20 protein-coding genes, 1 other RNA gene and 1 other annotated feature are annotated in these 22,881 nt (G+C 47.9%); of the genes, 16 read left to right on the top strand and 5 right to left on the bottom strand.

The annotated features are described in order from the left end of the window. The first annotated feature begins 10 nt into the window (after positions 1-10). Positions 11-265, top strand: a complete 255-nt coding sequence (yajC, locus tag BM058_RS03605; RefSeq protein WP_090925662.1) for a preprotein translocase subunit YajC — start codon at positions 11-13, stop codon at positions 263-265. Positions 266-368: 103 nt separating this feature from the next. On the opposite strand, the gene BM058_RS03610 is transcribed toward yajC, so the two are convergent. Beyond that, positions 369-743 carry a TIGR04086 family membrane protein gene (locus tag BM058_RS03610; protein WP_090925663.1) on the bottom strand — a complete coding sequence of 125 codons (375 nt, stop codon included), beginning with the start codon at positions 741-743 and terminating at the stop codon, positions 369-371. Positions 744-852: 109 nt separating this feature from the next. On the opposite strand from BM058_RS03610, the gene BM058_RS03615 reads away from it, so the two are divergent. Then, the gene (locus BM058_RS03615; protein ID WP_090925869.1) at positions 853-2,193 is read left to right on the top strand and encodes an ArsB/NhaD family transporter; all 1,341 of its coding nucleotides are present in this window, start codon (positions 853-855) and stop codon (positions 2,191-2,193) included. A gap of 67 nt (positions 2,194-2,260) precedes the next feature. Continuing rightward, positions 2,261-2,908: a DUF421 domain-containing protein gene (locus tag BM058_RS03620; RefSeq protein ID WP_090925664.1), complete on the top strand. Its 648-nt coding sequence runs from the start codon at positions 2,261-2,263 to the stop codon at positions 2,906-2,908. Here BM058_RS03620 and spoVB read toward each other — a convergent pair. After that, positions 2,905-4,446, bottom strand: coding sequence for a stage V sporulation protein B (gene spoVB, locus BM058_RS03625; protein ID WP_090925665.1), 1,542 nt, complete (start codon positions 4,444-4,446; stop codon positions 2,905-2,907). The genes BM058_RS03620 and spoVB overlap by 4 nt on opposite strands. A 114-nt stretch (positions 4,447-4,560) precedes the next feature. On the opposite strand from spoVB, the gene BM058_RS03630 reads away from it, so the two are divergent. The 11 genes from BM058_RS03630 to aspS all read left to right on the top strand — a co-directional run bounded on the left by BM058_RS03630 (position 4,561) and on the right by aspS (position 17,851). Next, positions 4,561-4,890, top strand: a complete 330-nt coding sequence (locus BM058_RS03630; RefSeq protein WP_090925666.1) for a post-transcriptional regulator — start codon at positions 4,561-4,563, stop codon at positions 4,888-4,890. A 218-nt stretch (positions 4,891-5,108) separates the two neighbouring features. Continuing rightward, positions 5,109-6,413 carry a protein translocase subunit SecD gene (gene secD / locus BM058_RS03635; RefSeq protein ID WP_090925870.1) on the top strand — a complete coding sequence of 435 codons (1,305 nt, stop codon included), beginning with the start codon at positions 5,109-5,111 and terminating at the stop codon, positions 6,411-6,413. Continuing rightward, positions 6,400-7,350: a protein translocase subunit SecF gene (gene secF / locus BM058_RS03640; RefSeq protein WP_090925667.1), complete on the top strand. Its 951-nt coding sequence runs from the start codon at positions 6,400-6,402 to the stop codon at positions 7,348-7,350. The genes secD and secF overlap by 14 nt, the downstream gene beginning before the upstream one ends. 76 nt (positions 7,351-7,426) lie before the next feature. Then, entirely contained in the window at positions 7,427-8,323 is an 897-nt protein-coding gene (locus tag BM058_RS03645) for a cation diffusion facilitator family transporter (protein ID WP_245736820.1), read from the top strand. A gap of 16 nt (positions 8,324-8,339) precedes the next feature. Further along, entirely contained in the window at positions 8,340-8,666 is a 327-nt protein-coding gene (locus BM058_RS03650; protein ID WP_090925668.1) for a LapA family protein, read from the top strand. A gap of 80 nt (positions 8,667-8,746) precedes the next feature. Continuing rightward, positions 8,747-11,122, top strand: coding sequence for a single-stranded-DNA-specific exonuclease RecJ (gene recJ / locus BM058_RS03655; RefSeq protein WP_090925669.1), 2,376 nt, complete (start codon positions 8,747-8,749; stop codon positions 11,120-11,122). Then, positions 11,112-11,627: an adenine phosphoribosyltransferase gene (locus BM058_RS03660; RefSeq protein WP_090925670.1), complete on the top strand. Its 516-nt coding sequence runs from the start codon at positions 11,112-11,114 to the stop codon at positions 11,625-11,627. Before recJ ends, BM058_RS03660 begins: the two co-directional genes overlap by 11 nt. A gap of 166 nt (positions 11,628-11,793) precedes the next feature. After that, complete coding sequence (locus tag BM058_RS03665) at positions 11,794-13,974, top strand: RelA/SpoT family protein (protein ID WP_090925671.1); 2,181 nt, start codon at positions 11,794-11,796, stop codon at positions 13,972-13,974. Positions 13,975-13,998: 24 nt separating this feature from the next. Next, complete coding sequence (gene dtd / locus BM058_RS03670) at positions 13,999-14,442, top strand: D-aminoacyl-tRNA deacylase (RefSeq protein ID WP_090925672.1); 444 nt, start codon at positions 13,999-14,001, stop codon at positions 14,440-14,442. Between the two features lie 59 nt (positions 14,443-14,501). Then, positions 14,502-14,730: a binding site (T-box leader), on the top strand. 65 nt (positions 14,731-14,795) lie between these two features. Then, on the top strand, positions 14,796-16,076 hold the full coding sequence (hisS, locus tag BM058_RS03675) for a histidine--tRNA ligase (protein WP_090925673.1): 1,281 nt from the start codon (positions 14,796-14,798) through the stop codon (positions 16,074-16,076). Next, positions 16,076-17,851: an aspartate--tRNA ligase gene (gene aspS, locus BM058_RS03680; protein WP_177195416.1), complete on the top strand. Its 1,776-nt coding sequence runs from the start codon at positions 16,076-16,078 to the stop codon at positions 17,849-17,851. Before hisS ends, aspS begins: the two co-directional genes overlap by 1 nt. Before the next feature lie 7 nt (positions 17,852-17,858). Here aspS and BM058_RS03685 read toward each other — a convergent pair whose 3' ends face one another. After that, positions 17,859-18,164 carry a hypothetical protein gene (locus BM058_RS03685; protein WP_245736822.1) on the bottom strand — a complete coding sequence of 102 codons (306 nt, stop codon included), beginning with the start codon at positions 18,162-18,164 and terminating at the stop codon, positions 17,859-17,861. A 188-nt stretch (positions 18,165-18,352) separates the two neighbouring features. Between BM058_RS03685 and ssrS the strand changes: the two genes are divergently transcribed. Next, positions 18,353-18,535: non-coding RNA, 6S RNA (ssrS, locus tag BM058_RS03690), on the top strand. A gap of 125 nt (positions 18,536-18,660) precedes the next feature. Here ssrS and BM058_RS03695 read toward each other — a convergent pair. Beyond that, entirely contained in the window at positions 18,661-19,224 is a 564-nt protein-coding gene (locus BM058_RS03695) for an RsfA family transcriptional regulator (protein WP_090925674.1), read from the bottom strand. A 142-nt stretch (positions 19,225-19,366) separates the two neighbouring features. Here BM058_RS03695 and BM058_RS03700 point away from each other — a divergent pair, with 142 nt between their 5' ends. Next, on the top strand, positions 19,367-21,526 hold the full coding sequence (locus BM058_RS03700) for an ATP-binding protein (RefSeq protein WP_090925675.1): 2,160 nt from the start codon (positions 19,367-19,369) through the stop codon (positions 21,524-21,526). Positions 21,527-21,546: 20 nt separating this feature from the next. Here BM058_RS03700 and BM058_RS03705 read toward each other — a convergent pair whose 3' ends face one another. After that, positions 21,547-22,827, bottom strand: coding sequence for a replication-associated recombination protein A (locus BM058_RS03705; protein WP_090925676.1), 1,281 nt, complete (start codon positions 22,825-22,827; stop codon positions 21,547-21,549). Positions 22,828-22,881: the final 54 nt, after the last annotated feature.

Below are 22,881 nucleotides of genomic sequence, written 5' to 3' on the forward strand. Positions count from 1 at the left end.
GAGGGGAACGATGGCACCATTTATTATGCTCATATTGATGGCGGCGATTTTCTATTTCCTGCTGATCCGCCCGCAGCAAAAGCGGCAGAAGCAGATTAAGGAAATGCACGCGAACATGCAGAAAGGCGACCGTATTATTACGATCGGCGGGATGCACGGCACGATTGACGCCATTGATGAAAATAAAATTGTACTTGCCGTTGACGATGACAACAAACTGACATTTGACCGTAACTCTGTCAGAGAAGTCGTCAATGAAGACTAACGGCCGCTTACTTTACATAAGCGAACGCCCCTTTTGAACACGTGTATGTTGAAAACCAAGAAGACCGCCCGGCACACAGCCTGGCGGTCTTTTTTTGTTTGTTTCAACGTGATGTGGAATGAACCCCGATCACTCCTCCGAAAGCTGCGCATGCGGCGAATGCAGCGAAATACAGAAGCTGCCCGGCAGTGATGGTACTGTCAAACCCAAGGTATTCAAGCAGCGCGAAAACAAGAATCATACCTGCAGCTGCGGTGGCCCCGGTAATCATTCCTTTCTCCTTCGTTTTTCTTCCCGCAAAGAGACCTCCGGTAAAAAAGCTGATCATGGCGGTTATCAACAGCAGCCAGCGCAAAGAATCCTCGGACACGGACGTAAATCGCAAAACAGTTGCTGCAACTATGCCTGAGATGAGCAGCATACCGATAATGACAATCATACCGGTGCCGGCTCCACGGATTTTCCCTGTTCCTTCCATCTAACTCTCCTCCTTTGCTTTGTTTTATGCTTATGGACAACACCACCGAAATAGAAGAACAATATAACAAAATAAACAGATTCCCGATTTTATGTTCAGACTGAAAGAGATGTTTCATAAACTTGTACAAACCGTGAAAAAGGTGGTCGCTCCTGTGCAAGACGTTCTCCCTGCCCTAACAATCTTTATCATCAGTTATGCTCTGCTTATGGCAGAAAAAGGTAACCGTGTCCTGGTAGCTTGTTCAGGCGGTTTATTCATGGTCGTCTTCGGGATACTGGACTTGAATCTCGTTTTTTTTCGTTACATAGATTGGCATACAATTATTCTGCTTCTTTCGATGATGATCATCGTTTCCATTACAAGCCAGAGCGGCATGTTTGAGTATGCTGCTGTCAAAACAGCGCAGCTTGTAAAGGGCAAACCGGTGCCGCTGCTATTTTTGTTGTCTGTGCTGACAGCGGTTGGTTCGGCTTTTTTAAACAATGTAACAACGGTTCTTTTGGTGACGCCGGTTGTATTCACGCTCACGAATATGCTGCAGCTGAAGCCTGTTCCTTTTTTAATGGCGGTGATTATAACGTCTAATATCGGCGGAACCGCTACACTAATCGGCGATCCGCCGAACCTGATGATTGGGCAGGCCGCCGCAGGATTGACGTTCAATGATTTTTTAGTGCATCTTGGTCCCCCTGCTTTATTTATTTTTATATTGATCACTGTCGGACTCGTGTATTATTACCGCGGGGAGTGGAGAGGAAAAAGAGGAACAGAGGCCGGGCAGCAGTTACAGGATTTGAAAGCCTCTGACTACGTTACGGATAAAAACCTGCTGTTTAAATCCGGTGTTGTCCTCGTCCTTACAATTAGTGCTTTTATGATGCAGCCGCTGCTTCACATGGAGATCACGGCGATTGCGATGGCTGGAGCCCTTCTGCTTCTCTTTTTAACAAAGGATGAGGCGGATCCGGAAAAAGTGTTTCAGCGGATGGAATGGACAACGATCTTCTTTTTTGCGGGGCTTTTTATGCTCGTCGGCGGTCTGGAAGAAACGGGGCTTCTGGAAGAATTGGCGCGGGGCTTAATCTTTATGACAGAAGGGGAGATGACAGCGACTGCGCTGTCCATGTTGTGGATTTCAGGAATCGTGTCCGGATTCGTTGACAACATTCCGTTTGTGGCGGCAATGATTCCGGTCATTCTGGAAATGGAAGGGTACGGTATCGGAGACCTGCGTCCCGTTTGGTGGGCGCTCGCTCTTGGTGCGTGTCTCGGCGGAAATGCCACCCTGATCGGAGCAACGGCCAATGTTATTGTAGCGGGACTTGCCAACAAGGCCGGGCACGGTTTCAGTTATATGGACTTTTTTAAAATCGGTATGCCCACTGCGATCCTCTCTCTCTTTGTATCCACCATCTATATTTACTTCCGTTATCTTTTGTTTTATTAAGACACATGGAAAAAAAAGAGCAGGCCATACTAACAAAGGCAGAGTGAAGCAAAGGTGGATGGATAGTGTGGAAATATGGACGGTGGTGCTGCGGACAATCGTTGTTTATTTTTTTCTTTTGGTTGTCCTTCGATTGATGGGCAAGCGCGAGATTGGGGAACTTTCCGTACTCGATTTTGTCATTTCGATTATGATTGCGGAACTGGCCGTTGTGTCGGTGGAAGATACGGATGTTTCTTACGTAAGGGCGTTCACCCCGATTCTTGTACTCTCTCTCCTGCAGATCGTTCTTGCCTGGTGGTCTCTCAAAAGTGACCGGATGCGCCACATCCTGGACGGCCGGCCGACAGTACTCATCCGGCAGGGAAAAATCGATGAAAAGGCCATGAAAAAACAGCGCTATAATTTTGATGATCTGCTGATGCAGATCCGTCAGAAGGATATAAAAGATGTTTCCGACGTAGATTTTGCCATATTGGAGCCTTCGGGTGAATTATCCGTATTTGAAAAAAAAGAAGAAGCGGAGGCTCTTTCGTATCCGCTTCCTTTTATCATTGACGGTCATATTCAGTGGGACCATCTTGAAAGAGCCGGAAAAGATGAAATGTGGCTGCGGCGTGAATTGCATAAGGCAGGGATTGACTATGTGAAAAAGGTATCATACTGCGTTATGCAGGAAAACGGCGTGTTGTATATTGATGAGAAAAATGATTAGCGCATAGTGGAGATTTTGCGCCAGTGGGACCAATTGAAATAACCTGCTGCCCACAAGAGCGTAACAAAAACAAATCCTGCACCTGCGGAAGCCGTTATTAAGAGGAATAACTCTGACATCGCAGGTTCCCACCATTGGAGCAAAGCATTGGTTCCAAATACGGCGCATGCGGCGGAAGCTGGAATGAATAGTGCTGCTTTGCCTTCCAGGATCATGCCTGCCGCCTTGGTGACAACCTTAAAATGAAGCAGGGTCACAAGCACCATGTTGACAGCAACGGCAAGAGCAGACCCGGTGATGCCCAGTTCCGGCTGTGACGTAAAAAGAAACAGCAGACTCATTTTGATGACCGCACCGGAGAGTGTATTGAACATCGCTGTTCTGGCAAGATTCATTCCTTGCAGTACGGCCTGAAGGGGACCCTGCATATACAAAAAAAGGCTGAAAGGCGCCATGATCTGCAGCAGATAAGCACTTTCCGGTGAACCATACATAACATTCATCACCGGATGGGCAAAGACAAACAAAAAACAGGCACAGAAACTTCCTGCTATCAGCCCCGTCCGCAGCGTCTGCCGAAGCCTTCTTTGTATCATACCGTAATCCCGCGCGGCAGCAGCTTCACTGACGGCTGGAACGAGTGCCACTGAAAACGAGTGTGTAATGAATGTTGGAAGGAGGAGCAGTGGAATGACAAATCCACTCAATTCTCCGTACGCGGCTGTGGCCGCAGCCGTACCGAATCCAGCGAGAGCGAGGCTGTGGGCGATGATAATCGGCTCCATGAACAGAGATACAGAGCCAATAAGCCGGCTCCCGGTCGCAGGCAGGGCCACCGCCATCAAATCCTGAAAAACCTTGCTCCCGCCTTTCAACGATTGAAAAAACCGGTGACGCAGCGGCAGTGGGTTGTCGTGTTTGAAGCGCCACAGCATGTAAAGGAGGGAGGCTCCTTCCCCTGCGACAACAGAGATCATGGCCCCCGCTGCCGCAAATTCAAGCCCGTAAGGAAGAAGAGCATTCGTACATACCGCAACAAGGGAAATTCGGACAATCTGTTCGATTACCTGAGAGACCGCCGTCGGCTTCATATTCTGTTTTCCCTGGAAATAACCTCGAAGTACCGCCGAAACAGCCGTAACCGGAATGATCGGTGTAATGGCAAGAAGGGAATAAAGGGCTCTTTCATCCGTAACAAGATATTCCGCAAGAAAAGAGGCGCTCCATACCAGAAATATAGTAAAAATAATACTCAAAATCCCCGTAACTGTTAGAGAAACGGCAAGAATCTGTTTAATTTTCCGCTTATTATGGTCCGGGGAAGCTTCTGCTGTTAATTTAGAAATCGCCACAGGAAGCCCGAGCTGTGTTAAAGTTATAATTAAAAGCAGGGTTGGAAACGCCATGTTGTACAATCCAATTCCTTCTGCTCCGAGAATGTTCGCGGTGACGATTCGATTGACGAAACCGAGAATGCGGGTCGTTAATCCTGCAGCAATCAATATGATGGTTCCTTTAATAAAAGTACGTGTCCCCATAGGCCGCCCCGCCTTCTTCGTAATCATGAAGCATTAAAAAACTGAAACGTGTTTTCATGTATATGCCAAAAACAGGGACAAGCATGACAACTTTAAAAAATAGGAGGACAAAAAATGAAGACCAAACCGTTTGAAGTGTGGAAAGAGGATATAAAACCGGCTCTGGAAAGTAAAGTGGAAGAATTTCACCGGTTTGGGTACACGAGCATGAAGGAAGAGGATATATGGACGCTTACGATGAAAAAACTGCAGAAAGAGGAAGTCAGTCTCCGGATACACTCCCTCGTCCAGGCCGTGCTCCATTTATCTATCAGCGACTATATGAATGATGTAACTATTGCTTCTTACAAGGAAAGTGCTTCTCTGTATTCATCGGAAACGGCACTGGAGGAACTATTGGAGGATATTGATGCTGGTGGTTCATCGGACCGTCATTTGACATGACAGAAAATCCATCAGTATAATTAACCTGTTGCTGACGCGAGTAATGGTAAATTTGTACATAATCAGCCGTATTCCCTGGCAGCGCCCGGATGCTGAAGCTGCAGTGCCCGCCCGGCAGCTGCTTTTTTCCTGCGCTCCAGGCTGTCAGCACTGCCGGGAAAATGGGAGCAGTCCGTGTATCTGTAAAAGGGTGCCGGCTGAAGGAGGATGGAGCGTTCATGATAAAGAAATGGAGAATTGTCACGTTTTTTGTGATTATCCTGGCACTGGCAGGCGTTATTTCGCAGACCGTTATGGGAACCGCCAAAGGAATCAACCTCGGTCTTGATCTGCAGGGCGGTTTTGAAGTGCTGTACGAGGTCACACCTGCCGAAGATGGGGAAGAACTCACAGATGAAACAATGCAGGCCACCGTCAGTGCGTTAAACCAGCGCGTAAACGTTCTCGGGGTATCGCAGCCGAACATAACGATTGAGGGAGAGAACCGCATCCGCGTGCAGCTCGCCGGCGTGGATAACCAGCAGGAAGCAAGAGATCTTTTGTCCACGCAGGCGGAGCTGAGCTTCCGGGACGTGGATGACAACGTAAGACTGACCGGACAGGCTCTTCAGGAAAACGGAGCAAGCGTCGGGTTTGACCAGGCGAACAACCCGGTCGTCACGCTTTCGTTAAAAGACGCCAATAAATTCGGGCAGGTGACGGAAAACATACTTGAAGAGTACAATCAACCGAACAACCGTCTTGTCGTATGGCTGGATTACGAAGAAGGGGACTCTTTCAGCGAAGAAGTCCAAAAACAGGATCCGAAATATTTGTCGGCGCCGCAGGTTAACAGCCCGCTTTACCAGCAGGACATTCAGATCGAAGGGAATTTTGACGTGGAGGAAGCGGAATTTCTTGCGGAGGTGCTGAACTCCGGGTCGCTTCCGGTGGATATGGAAGAGATTTATTCAAACTCCGTCAGTGCTTCTCTTGGGGAGCAGGCGATGGATAATACTATTTTTGCCGGCTTCATCGGCATCGGGTTGATTCTGGCTTACATGATTGCCTATTACCGTTTTATGGGGATTATCGCAGCTGTCACGTTATCGGCCTATATTTACATCGTCCTGCTCATTTTCAACTGGATGCAGGGTGTGTTGACGCTTCCCGGAATTGCAGCCTTGATTCTCGGTGTCGGGATGGCGGTGGATGCCAATATCATCACCTATGAACGGGTGAAAGAAGAGATCAAATCCGGCAAAACCATCTTATCGGCATTTAAAGCAGGCAGCAGACGTTCCTTGTCTACGATACTGGACGCCAACATCACAACGATTCTTGCCGCCGGTGTACTCTTTTATTACGGAACGAGTTCGGTACAGGGCTTTGCTGTTATGCTGATTGTCAGCATTGTAACAAGCTTTCTTACGGCAGTGTTTGGCTCACGGCTGCTGCTCGGCCTTTGGGTGCAGAGCAGAATTTTCAACAAGAAACCGCGGGTATTCGGTGTAAAGGAGAATCAAATCCATGAATCCCAGTGAAAATAAACGATCCATTCCATTTGTCAAACACAGGAAAAAGTTCTTCACGTTTTCGGCGGTCTTCTTTTTAGCCGGCATTATTCTTCTTTTCACTGCCGGTCTGAATCTCGGTATCGATTTTCAAGCCGGATCGAAAGTGGAAGTTCTCGCCAATGATACGTTGACGGCAGAAGAAGTGGAGCAGCAGTTCGCTTCCATTGGGGACGGTTATGAACCAGATGAAATTACGCTTGCCGGGGACAATAATGAGTTGGCTTATGCCAGCTTTATCGGGACGCTGTCTCAGGATGAAATCGCGGAAATTCAGACGTATTTCGGCGACCAGTACGGACAGCAGCCGACGATAAGCACGGTTTCTCCGCAAGTTGGCAAGGAACTCGCGCAGAATGCGCTCATTTCGGTTCTCATCGCATCCATCGGCATCATACTGTATGTCACGATACGGTTTGAATTCTGGTATGGGCTCGCTTCGATCGCTGCCCTGATGCATGACGCGTTTTTCATTATCGTCGTGTTTTCGATTGTACAGTTTGAGGTCAATGTTCCGTTCATTGCTGCCGTGTTAACAATTGTTGGTTATTCCATTAACGATACGATTGTAACGTTTGACCGGATACGGGAGAATATGAGCTATGAGGAGGAAATAACGTCCTTCGACGACCTTGCCAGAGTGGTCGATCTCAGCTTAAACCAGACGATTGTCCGTTCCATCAACACAGTGCTGACTGTTGTGTTCGCCGCAGGAGCCATTTTCCTTTTCGGCGGCGAGGCGATCCGGTCGTTTTCGTTTGCCCTGGTTATTGGTCTTGTGGCAGGAACGTATTCTTCCCTGTTTCTTGCGTCCCAGCTTTGGTTATCCTGGAAATGGAAAAGCATTCAGCGCAACTGGAACAAACCGCAGAAAGAAGATCCGGAGGATATGGAACCGGAAGTCTAAGTCATGGTGTATTACCATGACTTTTTCCTTGGTATAATATATGTACACTCTTGTGAAAATGGGGGGCTTCAGGCCGGTGGATACAGAAGATAAGCGATATCGGATGGTACGATTTGGAGCAATGATCGGAATAGCCGGGAACGTATTTCTCGCTATCTTTAAAGGAATCACAGGGATAATGACAAACAGCCGTGCCTTGACGGCGGATGCTGTTCATTCGGCTTCAGATGTGGTTGGATCTGTTGCCGTATTAATCGGAGTGCGTGCTGCGAACCTGCCTCCTGATCATGATCACCCATACGGACACGGAAAAGCGGAATCCGTGACAGCGATTATTGTTGCGGTTCTGCTGTTTATCGTCGGGGTGGAAATCGGCCTTAACGCACTGCAGGGTCTTGGTGAACCGGTATCCATTCCGGGAACGGCCGCGCTGTATGCCATTGTGTTTTCCATTGTGGTGAAAGAAGGTATGTTTAGGTACAAACATTTCCTGGGAAATAAATTCAATAGCGAAGCACTTATCACAGACGCCTGGCACCATCGTTCCGATGTTTTCTCATCCGCGGCAGCGCTTGCCGGCGTGGGAGCTTCCATCGCAGGGAATCATCTGAATATCACCTGGATGCTGTACGGAGATCTGGCCGCCGGCCTCTTTGTCTCCATCTTAATTATGAAAATGGCCTGGACGCTTGGAAAGACGTCGATCCACAATGCTCTGGATCATGTTCTGCATGCGGAAGATACTCAGGAAATGCGTGAAGAAATCAACAGTGTGGAAGGTGTTCTGCATGTTGATGAGTTTTTTGCAAGAGAGCATGGTCATTATGTCATCATTGATATCAAGGTTGCTGTTGACCCTTCCATTACGGTACAGGAAGGTCATGACATCGGCAAAGAAGTGAAAGAACGCCTGCTTTTGGATGCTAAAGTAAAAGATGTATTCGTTCACATTAATCCTTACGAAAAAGAGTGAGAAGGAGGTTTTCATTATGAAAGGGCAGTCCGCGTTAATTCTTGGTGCTGCCGCAGCACTTATTATTGCTGTTTTTGCTGTTATTAATGTAGACGGAGTGGAAGTTAACTACATATTCGGGACGGCGGAATGGCCGCTTATTCTGGTTATCCTTGGTTCTGTCCTGATGGGTGCTGTAATCACCGGTTCCCTAGGTATTATTAAAGTATACCGGCTGCAGCAGGAAATTAAGCATCTGAAGCAGGGGAAAAGTGGTAATAAGGAGAAACAGAACTCCACATCCTCTGAAGCGGCAGCCGAAACCAAGAATAAAGACCGGAAAAATTCATCATCGCCGGAATAACGATATCCTCAATCCGGTCCGACTAATTGTAACCCCTGCCCTGCTTTAGTATAATGAGTAGGTCAGGGGTGGTTTTTGTCATGTTAAGACCGAAAACACGCTGGATGATGGAGGAGGCGGATTTTTCCGGAAAAGAACAACTGGAAAAGGAATTGAATGTCTCCTCGATGACCGCAGCGTTGTTGTCCAAAAGAGGTTATCGTACAATCGAAGAAGCTTCCTTCTTTCTGAAAAAATCCATGGAGAATCTTCACGATCCGTTCCAGCTGAACGGCATGAAAGAAGCTGTAGAACGCATACATCAGGCAGTAAACGATAATGAAAAAATACTTATATTCGGTGATTATGATGCAGACGGTGTTTCGAGCACGATGATCATGATCCATGTATTAAAAGAACTGCAAGCCGATTTCGGGTGGTATATCCCAAACCGGTTTACCGAAGGGTACGGACCGAATATTCCAGCACTGGAGCAGGCGGCAGAAGAGGGGGCGTCGCTTGTCATTACGGTGGATACCGGAATAGCTGCTGTTCCGGAAGTGAAAGCAGCAAATGAAATGGGGCTGGACGTCATTGTGACGGACCACCATGAGCCGCAGCCGGAACTTCCCGATGCTTACTGCATCATCAATCCGAAAAAACCAGGCTGCGCGTATCCGTTTAAAGAGCTGGCCGGAGCCGGAGTGGCGCTGAAAACCGCCGAAGCGCTGCTGGGCTCTTTCCCGTCTCATCTTTTAGATATTTTTACCATTGGAACGATCAGTGATCTTGTGCCCCTTCTTGACGAAAACAGAATCCTCGTCTCCCGTGGACTGCAGGCTCTTGCTGTATCCAAAAAACCGGGAATTCAGGCATTGAAACGTATTTGTGGGATAGAAGAAGGAGCAATGGAAGAAGACAACGTAGGCTTTGCGATCGGCCCGCGTATTAACGCGGCAGGACGGATGGAAGCAGCAGATCCCGCGGTTCATCTGCTTGCTTCCACTTCACAGGAAGAAGCTGATGAATGGGCCAAAATGATAGACGAACTGAATCGGGAACGCCAGAAAATCGTGAATGAAATGACAAAAGAAGCGGTGGAAGAAGTGGAAAACAGCTATCCACCTTCGGAAAACAGGGTGCTCGTTATCGCGCGTAAGGGATGGAGCCCCGGCGTTATCGGCATCGTCGCTTCCAGATTAATCGAGCAGTTCTACAGACCGGTAATCGTTCTCGGGATTGACGAAGAAACCGGTGAAGCGAAAGGTTCCGCCCGCAGTATTCAAGGATTTGACATGTTCGGCGAGCTTTCTCAAAGCAGAGATATCCTGCCTCACTTCGGCGGTCATACGATGGCAGCCGGATTGACGATGGATCCAGGTGATATTGATGAACTGAGAAGGCGGTTGGAAGAGCAGGCTGCAGCCTCCTTAAACGAAGAAGATTTTATTCCATCCACCATCGTTGATATGAAAGTCCCGATTACAGACGTTACGACGGCGGCACTTGAAGAACTGCAGAAGCTGGGACCTTTTGGTACAGGCAATCCCAAGCCGGTGTTTATGCTGGGAAATGCAACGCTTGCTTCCAAACGAAAAATCGGAAGCGGGAAAAATCATCTGAAATTTGAACTGGAGCAGGACGGGAAGCGTCTCGACGGTGTAGGCTTTCATCTAGGTAAACTGGATGACCATACAACAGAAAATGCTTCCGTCCGCGCTGTTGGTGAACTCTCTATTAACGAGTGGAACGGCTACCGGAAGCCGCAGCTGTTTCTTAAAGATCTTGCGGTGGACGAATGGCAGCTGTTTGATAAGCGGCAGCAGAAAAATATAGAAGAGACAGTAGAGCTTCTTCCTGATAAAAATGCGGTAATTGTAGCTTTTCACGAAGAGAACGCCCGCCGTCTTCTTGCCAGGTTTCCGGAAAAAACAATCCTTTCCGGCCGGGAGGTCTATTCTTCTCCTCCAAGACAGGCAGCCAACCTCGTCTTTGCCGATATGCCTGTGCATACGAGCGACCTTGAAGATTGCCTGGCACAATGTCGGGACGTGGAGAATGTGTATGTCTTTTTCCGGTCTGATGATGTTCTTTACTTTCAGTTGGATCCCGGCAGAGAGGATTTCAAGTGGTATTACGGCTTCCTGAAGAAGCGGGAAAGCTTCAATCTTGAAAAGCACGGGGAAGAACTGGCCCGCCGAAAAGGGTGGAAATACAGCACTATTTCTTTTATGAGTCATGTGTTTTTTGAGCTTGACTTTGTTACAATAGAAAACGGAATTGTCAGCATGAAGGAAGCGCCGGCAAAACGGGATCTGCATGATTCGGTTTCCTATCAGAAAAACAAAGATCAAAGGGAAGCAGAACAGGTACTGCTGTATTCTACATACACGGAACTGAAAGAAAGGCTGGCGCTTTTCATCCAGGCACCCGGCGGCAATAATGAGACAAAGGAGAAAGTAGGCCATGGATTTTAAAGATTATATAACTATCATTGAAGATTACCCTCAGGAAGGTATCCGCTTCAAAGATATTACGACGTTGATGCAGAATGGGCCGGTTTATAAGCAGGCGGTCGATGAAATGACTGCTTTTGCGGCTGACCGTCAGATAGATGTCGTTGTAGGACCGGAGGCCAGAGGGTTTGTTGTCGGCTGCCCGATTGCTTATTCGCTGGAAAAAGCATTTGTTCCGGTCCGCAAAAAAGGGAAACTCCCGCGCGAAACAGTGGATGCAGACTATGGTCTGGAATACGGGGACTCAAGTCTTTCCATCCATAAAGACGCGATTCTGCCCGGCCAGAATGTATTGATAACTGATGACCTGCTTGCAACCGGCGGAACGGTGAACGCTACCGTTCAGCTGGTGGAGGAGCTCGGTGGAAACGTGGCGGGCATGGCTTTCATGATTGAACTGTCGTATTTAAGCGGCAGAGACAATCTGGACGGCTATGATATCTTTTCTCTCGTCACATTCGAATAAATGATGTCAAAGGTGCTCTGTTACAGAGCACTTTTTACTATCCATCATTTTATGCTGCTGATGTTTTCTTCTTTTTTCGACAAATTTCTTTATCCTTTACAGAAATAGAAATTTTAAAGATAATATACTATACGAATCATTTTAGAAAGGCTTGCAGGGTGATTGAATGACCATCGATGAAGTGCTCGAGAAATCCAGAGAATTTTTGACGGAGGATGACGTTTCTTTTCTGCAGCGTGCTTATAAATATGCCGAAGAAGCTCATAAGGACCAGTACCGCAAGTCCGGCGAACCCTACATTCTGCATCCCATCCAGGTTGTTGGAATACTGGTCGAACTTCAGATGGATCCGGATACGTTGGCTGGAGCTTTTCTGCACGACGTCGTAGAAGATACGGAAGTAACAGTAGAGGATATCGAAGAAGCGTTCAATGAAGAAGTCGCTATGCTGGTGGATGGTGTCACCAAGCTGAAAAAAATAAAATATAAATCAAAAGAAGAACAGCAGGCGGAAAATCACCGCAAAATGGTTGTGGCGATGGCAAAAGATATCCGGGTTATTTTAATCAAGCTTGCCGATCGTCTGCATAATATGCGCACCCTGAAGCATCTTCCACCGGACAAGCAGCGGAGAATTTCCAACGAAACGCTGGAAATTTTTGCGCCGCTTGCCCACCGTCTCGGTATATCCACGATTAAATGGGAACTTGAAGATACTGCTCTGCGCTACCTGGATCCTCAGCAGTACTACCGTATTGTGAACCTGATGAAGCAAAAACGTGCGGAGCGGGAGCAGTATCTGGATGAAGTGATTAACGAAATAAAGAAAAACATGAATCAGACAAATCTCGAGGCATCTGAATTATACGGGCGCCCCAAGCATATCTACAGTATTTACCGGAAAATGGTGAAACAGAAGAAACAGTTTAATGAAATTTATGACCTGCTGGCCGTCCGGATTATCGTAAAAAGCATCAAAGATTGTTACGCTGTGCTTGGAATCATTCATACGTGCTGGAAACCGATGCCGGGTCGTTTCAAAGATTACATTGCCATGCCCAAAGCCAACATGTACCAGTCTCTGCACACAACGGTGATAGGGCCGAAAGGGGAACCGCTTGAGGTGCAGATCCGCTCGGAGGACATGCACAGTGTGGCAGAATTCGGGGTTGCCGCCCACTGGGCCTATAAAGAAGGAAAAACGGCGTCCGGCACGTCCCTTGAGGATAAGCTCACCTGGTTCCGGGAAATTATCGAATGGCAGAACGAAACAGCCGATGCCCAGGATTTTATGGAATCTCTGAAAATGGATCTGTTCTCCGACATGGTCTTTGTTTTTTCACCAAAAGGAGATGTTATCGAACTTCCGCGCGGGTCGGTGCCGATAGATTTTGCATACCGGATTCACACCGAGATCGGCAACCGCACGATTGGGGCAAAGGTCAACGGAAAAATGGTCCCGCTTGATTATCAGCTCAATACAGGAGATATCGTAGAAATGCTGACATCCAAGCATTCCTACGGCCCGAGTCAGGACTGGTTGAAACTGACCCAGAGTTCCCATGCCAAAAACAAAATCAAGCAGTTCTACAAAAAAGAACGGCGTGAAGAAAATGTATCAAAAGGCAGAGACATGGTAGAGAAGGAACTAAAAACCCAGGGCTTTGATACAAAACAGGTTATGACTGAAGAAACAAAACAGGACACAGCAGAAAAATTCAGCTTCTCAAGCGAAGAGGATATGTTCGCAGCGGTTGGATATAACGGTGTCAGTCCGAAACAGGTCGTAACAAGACTGACAGATAAAATCCGCCAGCAGCAGGAAGAGGAAGAAGAACAGAAACCGGTGGCCGAAGCAGTTAAAGAAGTGACGACCCAGACGGAGTCCCAAAACACAGGTGCCGGTGTGAAAGTGAAAGGTATGGACAACCTCCTTATCCGGCTCTCTAAATGCTGTAATCCTGTTCCCGGCGATGAAATCATTGGTTTCATCACAAAAGGACGCGGAGTATCGGTCCACCGCAAAGATTGTCCGAACGTGAAAAATGTAGAAGAGACCTCCCGTCTCCTGGAAGTGGAGTGGGAAGCAGCAAACGACAAACGAAAAAATTACAGCGTCGATCTTGAAATCACCGGATATGACCGGCGCGGTCTGTTAAATGAAGTACTGCAGGCGGTAACGGAAACAAAAACCAATATTACGGCTGTGAACGGTCGTTCCGATAAAAATAAAGTCGCCGTTATCGATGTAACAATCTCGATAGCTAATATCGATCACCTTCACCGGGTGGTGGAAAAAGTGAAAAAGCTGTCCGACATTTATTCGGTACGGCGCAGAGTTCAGTAAGGAACAATGGAAAGGACGACAACGATGAAAGTAATCATTCAGCGCTCAAGCGCCGGAAGCTGTGAGGTGGATGGAACCGTCACCGGCTCCATTGAAGATGGTATAGTGGCCCTTGTTGGATTCACTCACGAAGACACCGATGACGATATCAGCTGGATGGCGGAAAAAATCGTAAACCTCCGCATCTTCGAGGATGCCGGGGGAAAGATGAATGAATCCCTGCTGGACCAGGGCGGAAAAATTTTGTCCATTCCCCAGTTCACTCTTTACGGGGACGCGGGGAAAGGAAGACGGCCGAATTTCATGCAGGCCGCAGCACCGGAAAAAGCGGAATCCCTGTTCGAGCGGTTTAACGAACGGCTCGCTGAAAAAGGGGTGGACGTGGAGACCGGCCTGTTCGGTGCGGAAATGAACATTTCTCTAACGAACCACGGACCGGTAACCTTCGTGCTGGATTCACCTTCCTGAAACTCCCTTGACAATCCGGCTGGAGATTCGTATGATATATATCAGTTATGAAAAGATGAAGAAAGCTGACGACAGAGAAAGTAAACAGGAATAAGGCGTTTCAGAGAGGAACTGCTGCAGCTGAAATCAGTTCCACGTCTCCTTGTTGAAAGACACTCCCGAGGCTTCGTTTCGAAAGCTTGTGAAGCTGGTAGGGACGAACGTATTCAGGCGTTAACGTAAAAGAAGCGGAAATATGCTCAGCATGTTTCAAGCAGGGTGGCACCACGGGAAAAACTCGTCCCTCGTATTTTACTGCGAAGGGGGACGGGTTTTTTTATTGCTGCAATAAGTTGTAGAAAGGAGCCTTATGTATGAATATACGAATACCAAGAGGAACGCAGGATATTCTGCCGGGGCGTTCGGAAGAGTGGAAGTATGTGGAACGTATCTGGCATGACATCTGCCGTCGTTATAATTACGCGGAAATCCGCACACCTATTTTTGAACAGACGGAGCTCTTCCAGCGTGGTGTCGGTGATACGACTGACATTGTACAAAAAGAAATGTATACATTTGAAGACCGTTCGGGCCGAAGTCTGACGCTTAGACCCGAAGGTACTGCCTCGGTCGTACGATCTTATGTCGAAAACAAACGGTTTGGTCTCCCGGACCAGCCGGACAAACTCTATTACACTGGACCGATGTTTCGTTATGAGCGCCCGCAGTCCGGAAGAATGCGTCAGTTTGTACAGTTTGGCGTAGAAGCGATAGGCAGTGACGATCCAGCGGTTGATGCGGAAGTTATTTCGCTGGCGATGGAGTTTTACCGGGAAGCCGGGTTGAAGGGGCTGAAACTTGTTCTGAACAGTCTTGGGGACCACGAAAGCAGAAATGCCCACCGCGAGGCGTTGATCAGTCATTTCAGCCCGCGCATCGGCGAATTCTGCAGCGACTGTCAGAGCCGTCTGGAAACAAATCCGCTTCGCATTCTCGACTGCAAAGAGGACAAAGATCATCCGCTCATGAAGAATGCACCGTCTATCCTGGATTATTTGAATGACTATTCCACCCGGTATTTTGAAACAGTAAAAGAACTGCTGGATAAAATGGATATTCCTTATGTTGTGGATCCCAACCTTGTGCGCGGTCTTGATTACTATAATCACACCGCCTTTGAGATCATGATTGAAGGAGAAGGATTCGGCGCGATTTCCACCTTGATGGGTGGAGGACGTTATAACGGCCTGGTCGAAGAGCTCGGAGGCCCGGAATCCCCCGGTATAGGTTTTGCTCTGAGTGTGGAACGGCTGCTCATGGCGCTGGATGCCCAGAACGTGGAAGTTCCGATGCAGCAGGGCCTGGACTGTTATCTTGTGACACAAGGCGGGGAACCGGACAAAGAAGCGGCAGCGCTTTTGATGGAACTCCGCCGGGCAGGTATAACCGCAGATAAGGATTACATGAACAAAAAAATGAAAGGACAGTTTAAAGCCGCCGACCGAAAGCAGGCTCTGTTCACGGCAGTACTTGGAGAAGAAGAATGGAATGCCGGAATAATCAACTTGAAAAACATGCAGAGCGGCGGCCAGGAGGAAGTGGCAATCAAAGAACTTCCGGCCCGTTTGTCCGAGCAATTGAAGGAGGAAAAATAATGATAGGTAGAACGCATTATTGTACAGATATCACGGAATCAACGATTGGTTCCGTCGTTGAATTAAAGGGATGGGCCCAGACGAGGCGTGACCTGGGCCAGGTGATTTTTATAGACCTGCGTGACCGGAGCGGCATCGTGCAGATTGTTGCCAATCCGGAAATCTCTCCGGGGGCCCTTGAAACAATGGATAAAGTAAGAAGTGAGTACGTGCTGGACGTAAAAGGCACCGTCGTGAAGCGGGATGAGGAAACCTATAATGAAAAAATCCCAACCGGTACTGTCGAAGTCCAGGTGGACGAAGTGACGATTCTTAACGACGCGAAGCCACTGCCGTTTCAGATAGAAGACGACACGGATGTATCAGAAGATGTCCGTCTAAGGTACCGCTATCTTGACCTGCGCCGCGCGGGAATGCGTGAAACATTTAAAATGCGCCACCGCACGACGAAGCTGATCCGGGATTTTCTGGACGAACAGGATTTTCTCGAGATGGAAACACCAATGCTGACCAAGAGTACACCGGAAGGCGCACGCGATTATCTCGTGCCGAGCCGGGTGCATCACGGACAGTTTTATGCGCTTCCGCAGTCCCCGCAGTTGTTTAAACAGCTGTTGATGGTATCCGGCTTTGAAAAATACTATCAGATAGTGCGCTGCTTCCGGGATGAGGACCTTCGTGCCGACCGCCAGCCGGAGTTTACACAGGTCGACATTGAAGCATCTTTCATGAATACAGAAGATTTTCTGCCAATGATGGAAAACATGATGCGCCGGGTCATGAAAGACATTCACAACGTGGACATCGAGGCACCTTTTAAGCGTTTGACGTATGAAGAAGCGATGCACCGCTTTGGTTCGGATAAGCCGGATACCCGTTTTGGAATGGAACTCGTGGAGCTGAGCGATATTGTGAAAGACAGCGGCTTTAAAGTATTCAATGACGCTGTGAAAAACGGCGGTATTGTGAAGGGGCTGAATGTCAAAGGTGTTGCTGACTCCATGTCCCGAAAAGAAATTGACGACCTGGCAGAATTCGTGGCCATTTACGGCGCAAAAGGACTTGCCTGGCTGAAGGTCGAAGAAGAGAGCCTGAAAGGCCCGATTGCCAAGTTCTTTACCGAAGAAGAAACAACAGAGCTTCGAAAAGCAATGGATGCTGAAGCCGGCGACCTGTTGTTCTTTGGTGCCGATCAGAAACAGATTGTCTTTGATGCCCTCGGAGCGCTTCGTCTGAAGTTTGGAAAAGAACTCGGTCTTATTGACGAGAATGCCTTTCATTTTCTGTGGGTGACAGAGTTTCCGTTAATGGAGTATGACCCGGAGACAAAGAAATACTCCGCCATGCACCATCCATTCACCAGACCGATGCCTGAAGATATCGATAAACTGGAAGACCGCCCGGAGGAAGTGAAAGCAGAAGCTTACGATCTTGTGTTGAACGGCTATGAACTTGGCGGTGGTTCCCAGCGTATTTTTGAAAGAGAACTACAGGAGAAAATGTTTACCGCGCTTGGTTTCAGCCGGGAGGAGGCAGAAGAACAGTTCGGCTTTCTGCTGAATGCATTTGATTACGGCACTCCGCCGCATGGTGGAATTGCGCTCGGCCTGGACCGCCTGATTATGATTCTCGCCGGAAGCAATAATCTACGCGATACCATTGCCTTTCCTAAGACAGCCAGTGCCAGTGATCCGTTAACCGGAGCTCCCGGAGAAGTCAGTGACAGCCAGCTTGATGAACTGGATCTGAAAATAATCCCCCGGGAAAAAGAGTAAGTACGATTTAAATGTGATCGGTCTTTCGAAAAGCGGTGATAAAAGGGGAAGGATCCGTTTTGATCTGAAAGGTGCGTACGCCGCTGGTCGTATGCAGGTAGAGAAATCCGATTTGACCGGCTTCCCAGCGGAAGGATATGTCAAATACGTCCCGCAGCGGATAATGGTGAATATGGCTTTCGATTCTGTCTTCGTATAAATAAAGCCATCCGCTGTATTCCTTCTGTTTTTTCTCGAGCCATTCAATCGTCTGTTCCACGTGAATGACTTCCTGTCTGGCAAGCCAGTTGGCGTCTTTATATTCATTACTCATTTAGAAGCGGACGTCCTTTCTTTTGGTTTCATGACCTGAGTCCAACTTATACCCTTATCAGCCGTTTGTTAACCCCTCTTCTTTGAAAAAACAGGAGGTTTCCTTTGTTTTCAAAAATACCGGCAGAAGAAAGGACTCATTCTTGACCATCGCATGGATACGTGCTATGATATAATCAATCAAGTTGAAGAGTCCTGAGGTGTACGTGGGACACTAATCGTTTTGAGCCAACAGTTTTACATTGGGAGCCCGGACGTTTCAATTGGAATGACACGCCTCTTTATTGTGGAAGTCTGAACAATTGAACAGGGCACCCACCTGCCGATGCAGGCTTCAAAACCAGGTCAGTTTGACGGCACATCGGGACTCTTCTATTTTTGAAAGCAGTAACCCCAGGGGACTACTTCCTCTGGGGTTTTGTATGTTTTCAGGCAGAAGATAATCAGGATTTTCTTCATTCCAGGGAGCAATTGTGAGATAATGAAAAGCGTGATTTTCAGGCGTCCTCCATTTTTTCAAGATTTCCATTCCGGTCCATGCGAAAAAAGTTGGAAACCTGATTTGTCTCCTCGGTGACGGCCATTTCCCTGGCTCGATTCATCATATTTACTATGGTATCGTAATCCTGTTTTACCGCTAGATAGTCGCTCGTTATTCTGTTGATTTCCTGCTGCAGTTCCTCATGCCGGGACTCCAGCCGGGCAATGGTTTCTTCTGATGTTTCGGACAAGGCATACTCCAGCCGTTCCAAAGCTTTAATAATAAATTCCAATGTTACATACGAAGGTCGGCTGCTTTTATTTAGGCTGGAAACGGCCTGATGAGCTGACTTTTTTAATTTTTGTTTACGTTCACGTTTCGCTTTTTTCACTGCTTCCTGATACCTGGACCGGACGATGGCATTCCAGCGGAACCCGCATGCAGCTGAAGTTCTGTCCAGTGCATCTCCCGCTTCATCAAAGGCATGCAGCTGTGTACTTCCATCCCGGATGTGCTGCAAAATGGTATCAGCAAGATAACGATCATCCCGGTCGGACCAGGCATCTTGTCTTACATTCATTGTGTTATCTCTCCTTTCGGCTTCCTGTCCATAGATTGACAGTTTCTAGTGTAGCCTGTGATTGGAAGATATATACCTAAGACAAAAGCGGGCAAAAGGTAACGCGCAGCAAGAAGATGTGGACTCTAGGTAGGTGAGAAGAATGAAAACCCTCCGCTCCAAACTTTTACTTATATTTTTAGTGATCACCTGTGTGCCGCTTACGGTGGCAGGTATCATTTCCTATCAGACACAGAAAAATGATTTAACGAACCGCATCGAACAGACGCTGTTTATATACTCGGACAATCTGGCGGTGGCGGTGGAAGATATTGTGCGTGAGCGGCTTTTTGATCTTGAACAGTTATCTGACAATCCTGTGTTGATGGATGAAGAGGCGGGAAAAGAAGAAAAGCAGCAGGAATTCATGAAATTTATACATAATCATGAGCTGTATTACGGTCTTATCTTTGTCAATCCACAAGGGCAGGTCACCGTTGATACAGATGGCACCGTAGTTGGAAACAATGTCTCCCAAAGACAATGGTTTCAGGAAGCAGAAGACGGTGGTGTGTTTCTGTCAGACATATTTAACTCCCCCGTCGTAAACAGTCCTATCCTTGCGATGGCGGCGTCGGTGGAGAACGAAGAGGGAGAGGTTATCGGTGTTCTTTCTCCTTCCTTTGATCTGGAAAACCTGTGGTCGTTTTTGTGGGAGCGTACCAGTGAGTATTCCGCGCAGCAGAACAATTTTAACCCATCAGGAGACACCTTTATTCTGAATCAGACGGGGGATTATATTGCCCACCCCAACCAGAACTATATTCTGGAGAGAAACTTTCTGGACGAATCAAACAAGAACATGGAAACAATGGAAGGATTCAAAGACCAGCCCGGCCTTATTCACAATGAAGAGTCACAAAGTGTAAGTGCCATTGCTCCTGTAGGACATATGGAAGGATTTAACAACGAATGGTATGTCGGAGTATCGGTTCCTGAAGATGAAGTATACGCTCCGCTCCGGAGCCTGCTTTGGAAATACGTGGCCTTGTTCAGCGTCGTGCTGTTAATTACAGTGACGGCGGTGTTCAAGCTGTCACGCTACATCACAGCCCCGGTGGAGAATCTGGTTTCAGCTGCGAGTGCTTTTGCAGAAGGGAAAAAAGTAACACCGCTTCATTCCAACGCATATGAAGAAGTTAACAAATTGAACCGGACATTTAATGACATGACAGAACGGCTGGAAGAGCGGGAAAAAGCACACCGGAAATCCTCGCTGATTCTCGAGGCAACAGATAACGGCGTTATTTCCATCAATCGGGAAGATTTCACGATCACGACATTCAACCGGACGTGTGAAAATCTTTTCGGCTGCGGGAAAGAGAAATTGCTTGGCCGTCCCCTGCATGAAGTAAAGGAAATATGTCCGGAATTTGCTTCTTTCATGGAGCATGTTCAGCTGTCTGACGACAGGGACCACCGTTCAACCATCTTTGAATTTGACTGCACAATTCATGGGTGGACTCATTCTTTTTTCCTCAGTAATACACCTCTTCCATCTTTTGAAAATGATGACAGAGTGGAAGATTTTCTGTTGGTATTTAAAGAAATTACAGAAAAAAGGGAGATGGAACGAGAACTGCTCCGCAGTGAAAAGCTGAAAGTAATCGGCCGGCTTTCGGCAGGTTTTGCCCACGAAATCAGAAATCCGCTGACAACCATCCATGGTTTTATGCAGTTGTTCAAGGAATCACCGGATGCAGGCGGGGTGAGCAGCTATCACTATCAGATTATCATCTCGGAAATTGAGCGGGTGAACAGCATCGTGGAGGATCTTTTGACTATTGCCAGACCGGACAAAACAGAGGACAAAGATTATATCAATGTGAATGAAATCCTGGCCCATACTATCTATTTATTCCAGACACGTGCCGATCACAGCAGTATTTCGATGGAACAGGAACTGGATGCAGAACTTCCGCAAGTGTACGGGGAAGATAAGAAACTGAGGCAGGTATTTATGAATCTTATTAAAAATGCACTGGAAGCAGTGGAACAGAATGGGTACATTTACGTAGAGACAAAAAGCCGTTCTGATTTTTCCCGGCAGGGCGTTGCGATTCGTATCATCGATGATGGATGTGGGATGGATGCTGAAACATTGGATAAACTGGGCAGCCCATTTTATACAACGAAGGCCGACGGCACCGGTCTTGGACTGATGACCTGCTTTCAGATTATTGAAGAAGCAGGCGGAAGTATGGATGTCAGTAGTGAGGAAGGAAGCGGCTCCGAATTTGATATTTGGCTGCCGGTGGAGTAAAAAAGACAGAAGAACCTCTTTTAGGTTCTTCTGTCTTTCTCTGTATTATAATAAACCTCGGCCAGCGCACGTTCGAATTTACCGGTGGTTTTTGGTACATAATATTGATCATGTCTCAGGACGTCCGGCAGATACTGCTGGGGAACCCAGCCTCTGGTGTCATCGTGGGGGTATTGATAGGTATTGCCGCGTCCGAGTTTTTCAGCACCTTTATAGTGAGCGTCTTTCAGATGCAGCGGAATGTCCGGCGTTCCATGCCTGAGAAGTGATTCCCGCGCTTGATCAAAGGCTTTATAAGCACTGTTTGATTTAGGAGAAAGGCACAGTTCTACAACGGCATCGGCAAGAGGAATTCTCGCTTCAGGAAAACCGAGGCGCTCCGCCGCTTCCACAGCCGCCAGCGCTCTTGGGCCGGCCTGTGGACTCGCCAGGCCGATATCCTCGTACGCGGTGACAACAAGGCGCCTGCCGATGCTGAGGAGATCACCTGCCTCCACCAGCCGCGCGAGATAATGAAGCGCCGCGTCTGGATCGCTTCCGCGGATGGATTTCTGGAATGCTGAGAGTACATCATAATGGGCATCTCCGTCCTTGTCATGCTGAAAGCTTTTTTTCTGAATGCATTCTTCCGCTGTGGTAAGGTCGATGGTAACGGCACCGTCTTCATCTGAAGGCGTGGACAGGACCGCCAGTTCCAGCGAACCTAAAGCTGTGCGGAGATCTCCACCGCCTGCTTCAGCGAGGTGACGGGCGGCATCCTCATTCAGGACCGCCTCGTAGTTTCCAAGACCCCGCTCTTTATCCTGAAGAGCGTAATGAAGCGCCTCGATGACGTCATCGATGGAAAGGCGCTGCAGCTCAAATATCTGGCAGCGGCTCCGGATGGCGGGGTTTATGGCGTGATATGGATTGGCTGTCGTCGCCCCGATCATAATGATCAACCCTTTTTCCAGGTGCGGAAGCAGAAAATCCTGTTTCGTTTTATCCAGACGGTGTACTTCGTCCATAATAAGAATCAGCTGGTTGGAAATCTTCGCTTCTTCGACCGCAATCTCCATGTCTTTTTTATTATGTTCTACTGCATTCATCATTTTAAACGGAATATCAGTGCTTCCTGCTACGGCCGAAGCGATCGATGTTTTTCCTGTACCCGGCGGGCCGTAGAGAATCATGGAAGAGAGTTTTCTCGTTTGAATCATACGCTGCAGCAGTCTGCCTTCACTGAGCAGGTGATCCTGTCCGATTACTTCATCAATGGTCCGCGGGCGCATGCGGTACGGGAGTGGCTGCTGTTTATTCATAATAAAAGCTCCTTTTATGCAAGAACATCAGTTCTAATATAACACAAAAAGCGT

Source organism: Salibacterium qingdaonense (assembly GCF_900114715.1).
Lineage (GTDB): Bacteria > Bacillota > Bacilli > Bacillales > Marinococcaceae > Salibacterium > Salibacterium qingdaonense.

Coding starts and splice junctions, on each gene's coding strand:
- BM058_RS03695 (WP_090925674.1), bottom strand. CDS start 19,224: ATGAATGTAAGACAAGATGCCTGGTCCGACCGGGATGATCGTTATCTT.
- secD (WP_090925870.1), top strand. CDS start 5,109: ATGATAAAGAAATGGAGAATTGTCACGTTTTTTGTGATTATCCTGGCA.
- aspS (WP_177195416.1), top strand. CDS start 16,076: ATGATAGGTAGAACGCATTATTGTACAGATATCACGGAATCAACGATT.
- BM058_RS03665 (WP_090925671.1), top strand. CDS start 11,794: ATGACCATCGATGAAGTGCTCGAGAAATCCAGAGAATTTTTGACGGAG.
- BM058_RS03660 (WP_090925670.1), top strand. CDS start 11,112: ATGGATTTTAAAGATTATATAACTATCATTGAAGATTACCCTCAGGAA.
- BM058_RS03615 (WP_090925869.1), top strand. CDS start 853: ATGTTTCATAAACTTGTACAAACCGTGAAAAAGGTGGTCGCTCCTGTG.
- hisS (WP_090925673.1), top strand. CDS start 14,796: ATGAATATACGAATACCAAGAGGAACGCAGGATATTCTGCCGGGGCGT.
- BM058_RS03700 (WP_090925675.1), top strand. CDS start 19,367: ATGAAAACCCTCCGCTCCAAACTTTTACTTATATTTTTAGTGATCACC.
- secF (WP_090925667.1), top strand. CDS start 6,400: ATGAATCCCAGTGAAAATAAACGATCCATTCCATTTGTCAAACACAGG.
- spoVB (WP_090925665.1), bottom strand. CDS start 4,446: ATGGGGACACGTACTTTTATTAAAGGAACCATCATATTGATTGCTGCA.
- recJ (WP_090925669.1), top strand. CDS start 8,747: ATGTTAAGACCGAAAACACGCTGGATGATGGAGGAGGCGGATTTTTCC.
- BM058_RS03630 (WP_090925666.1), top strand. CDS start 4,561: ATGAAGACCAAACCGTTTGAAGTGTGGAAAGAGGATATAAAACCGGCT.
- yajC (WP_090925662.1), top strand. CDS start 11: ATGGCACCATTTATTATGCTCATATTGATGGCGGCGATTTTCTATTTC.
- BM058_RS03705 (WP_090925676.1), bottom strand. CDS start 22,827: ATGAATAAACAGCAGCCACTCCCGTACCGCATGCGCCCGCGGACCATT.
- BM058_RS03685 (WP_245736822.1), bottom strand. CDS start 18,164: ATGAGTAATGAATATAAAGACGCCAACTGGCTTGCCAGACAGGAAGTC.
- dtd (WP_090925672.1), top strand. CDS start 13,999: ATGAAAGTAATCATTCAGCGCTCAAGCGCCGGAAGCTGTGAGGTGGAT.
- BM058_RS03650 (WP_090925668.1), top strand. CDS start 8,340: ATGAAAGGGCAGTCCGCGTTAATTCTTGGTGCTGCCGCAGCACTTATT.
- BM058_RS03610 (WP_090925663.1), bottom strand. CDS start 743: ATGGAAGGAACAGGGAAAATCCGTGGAGCCGGCACCGGTATGATTGTC.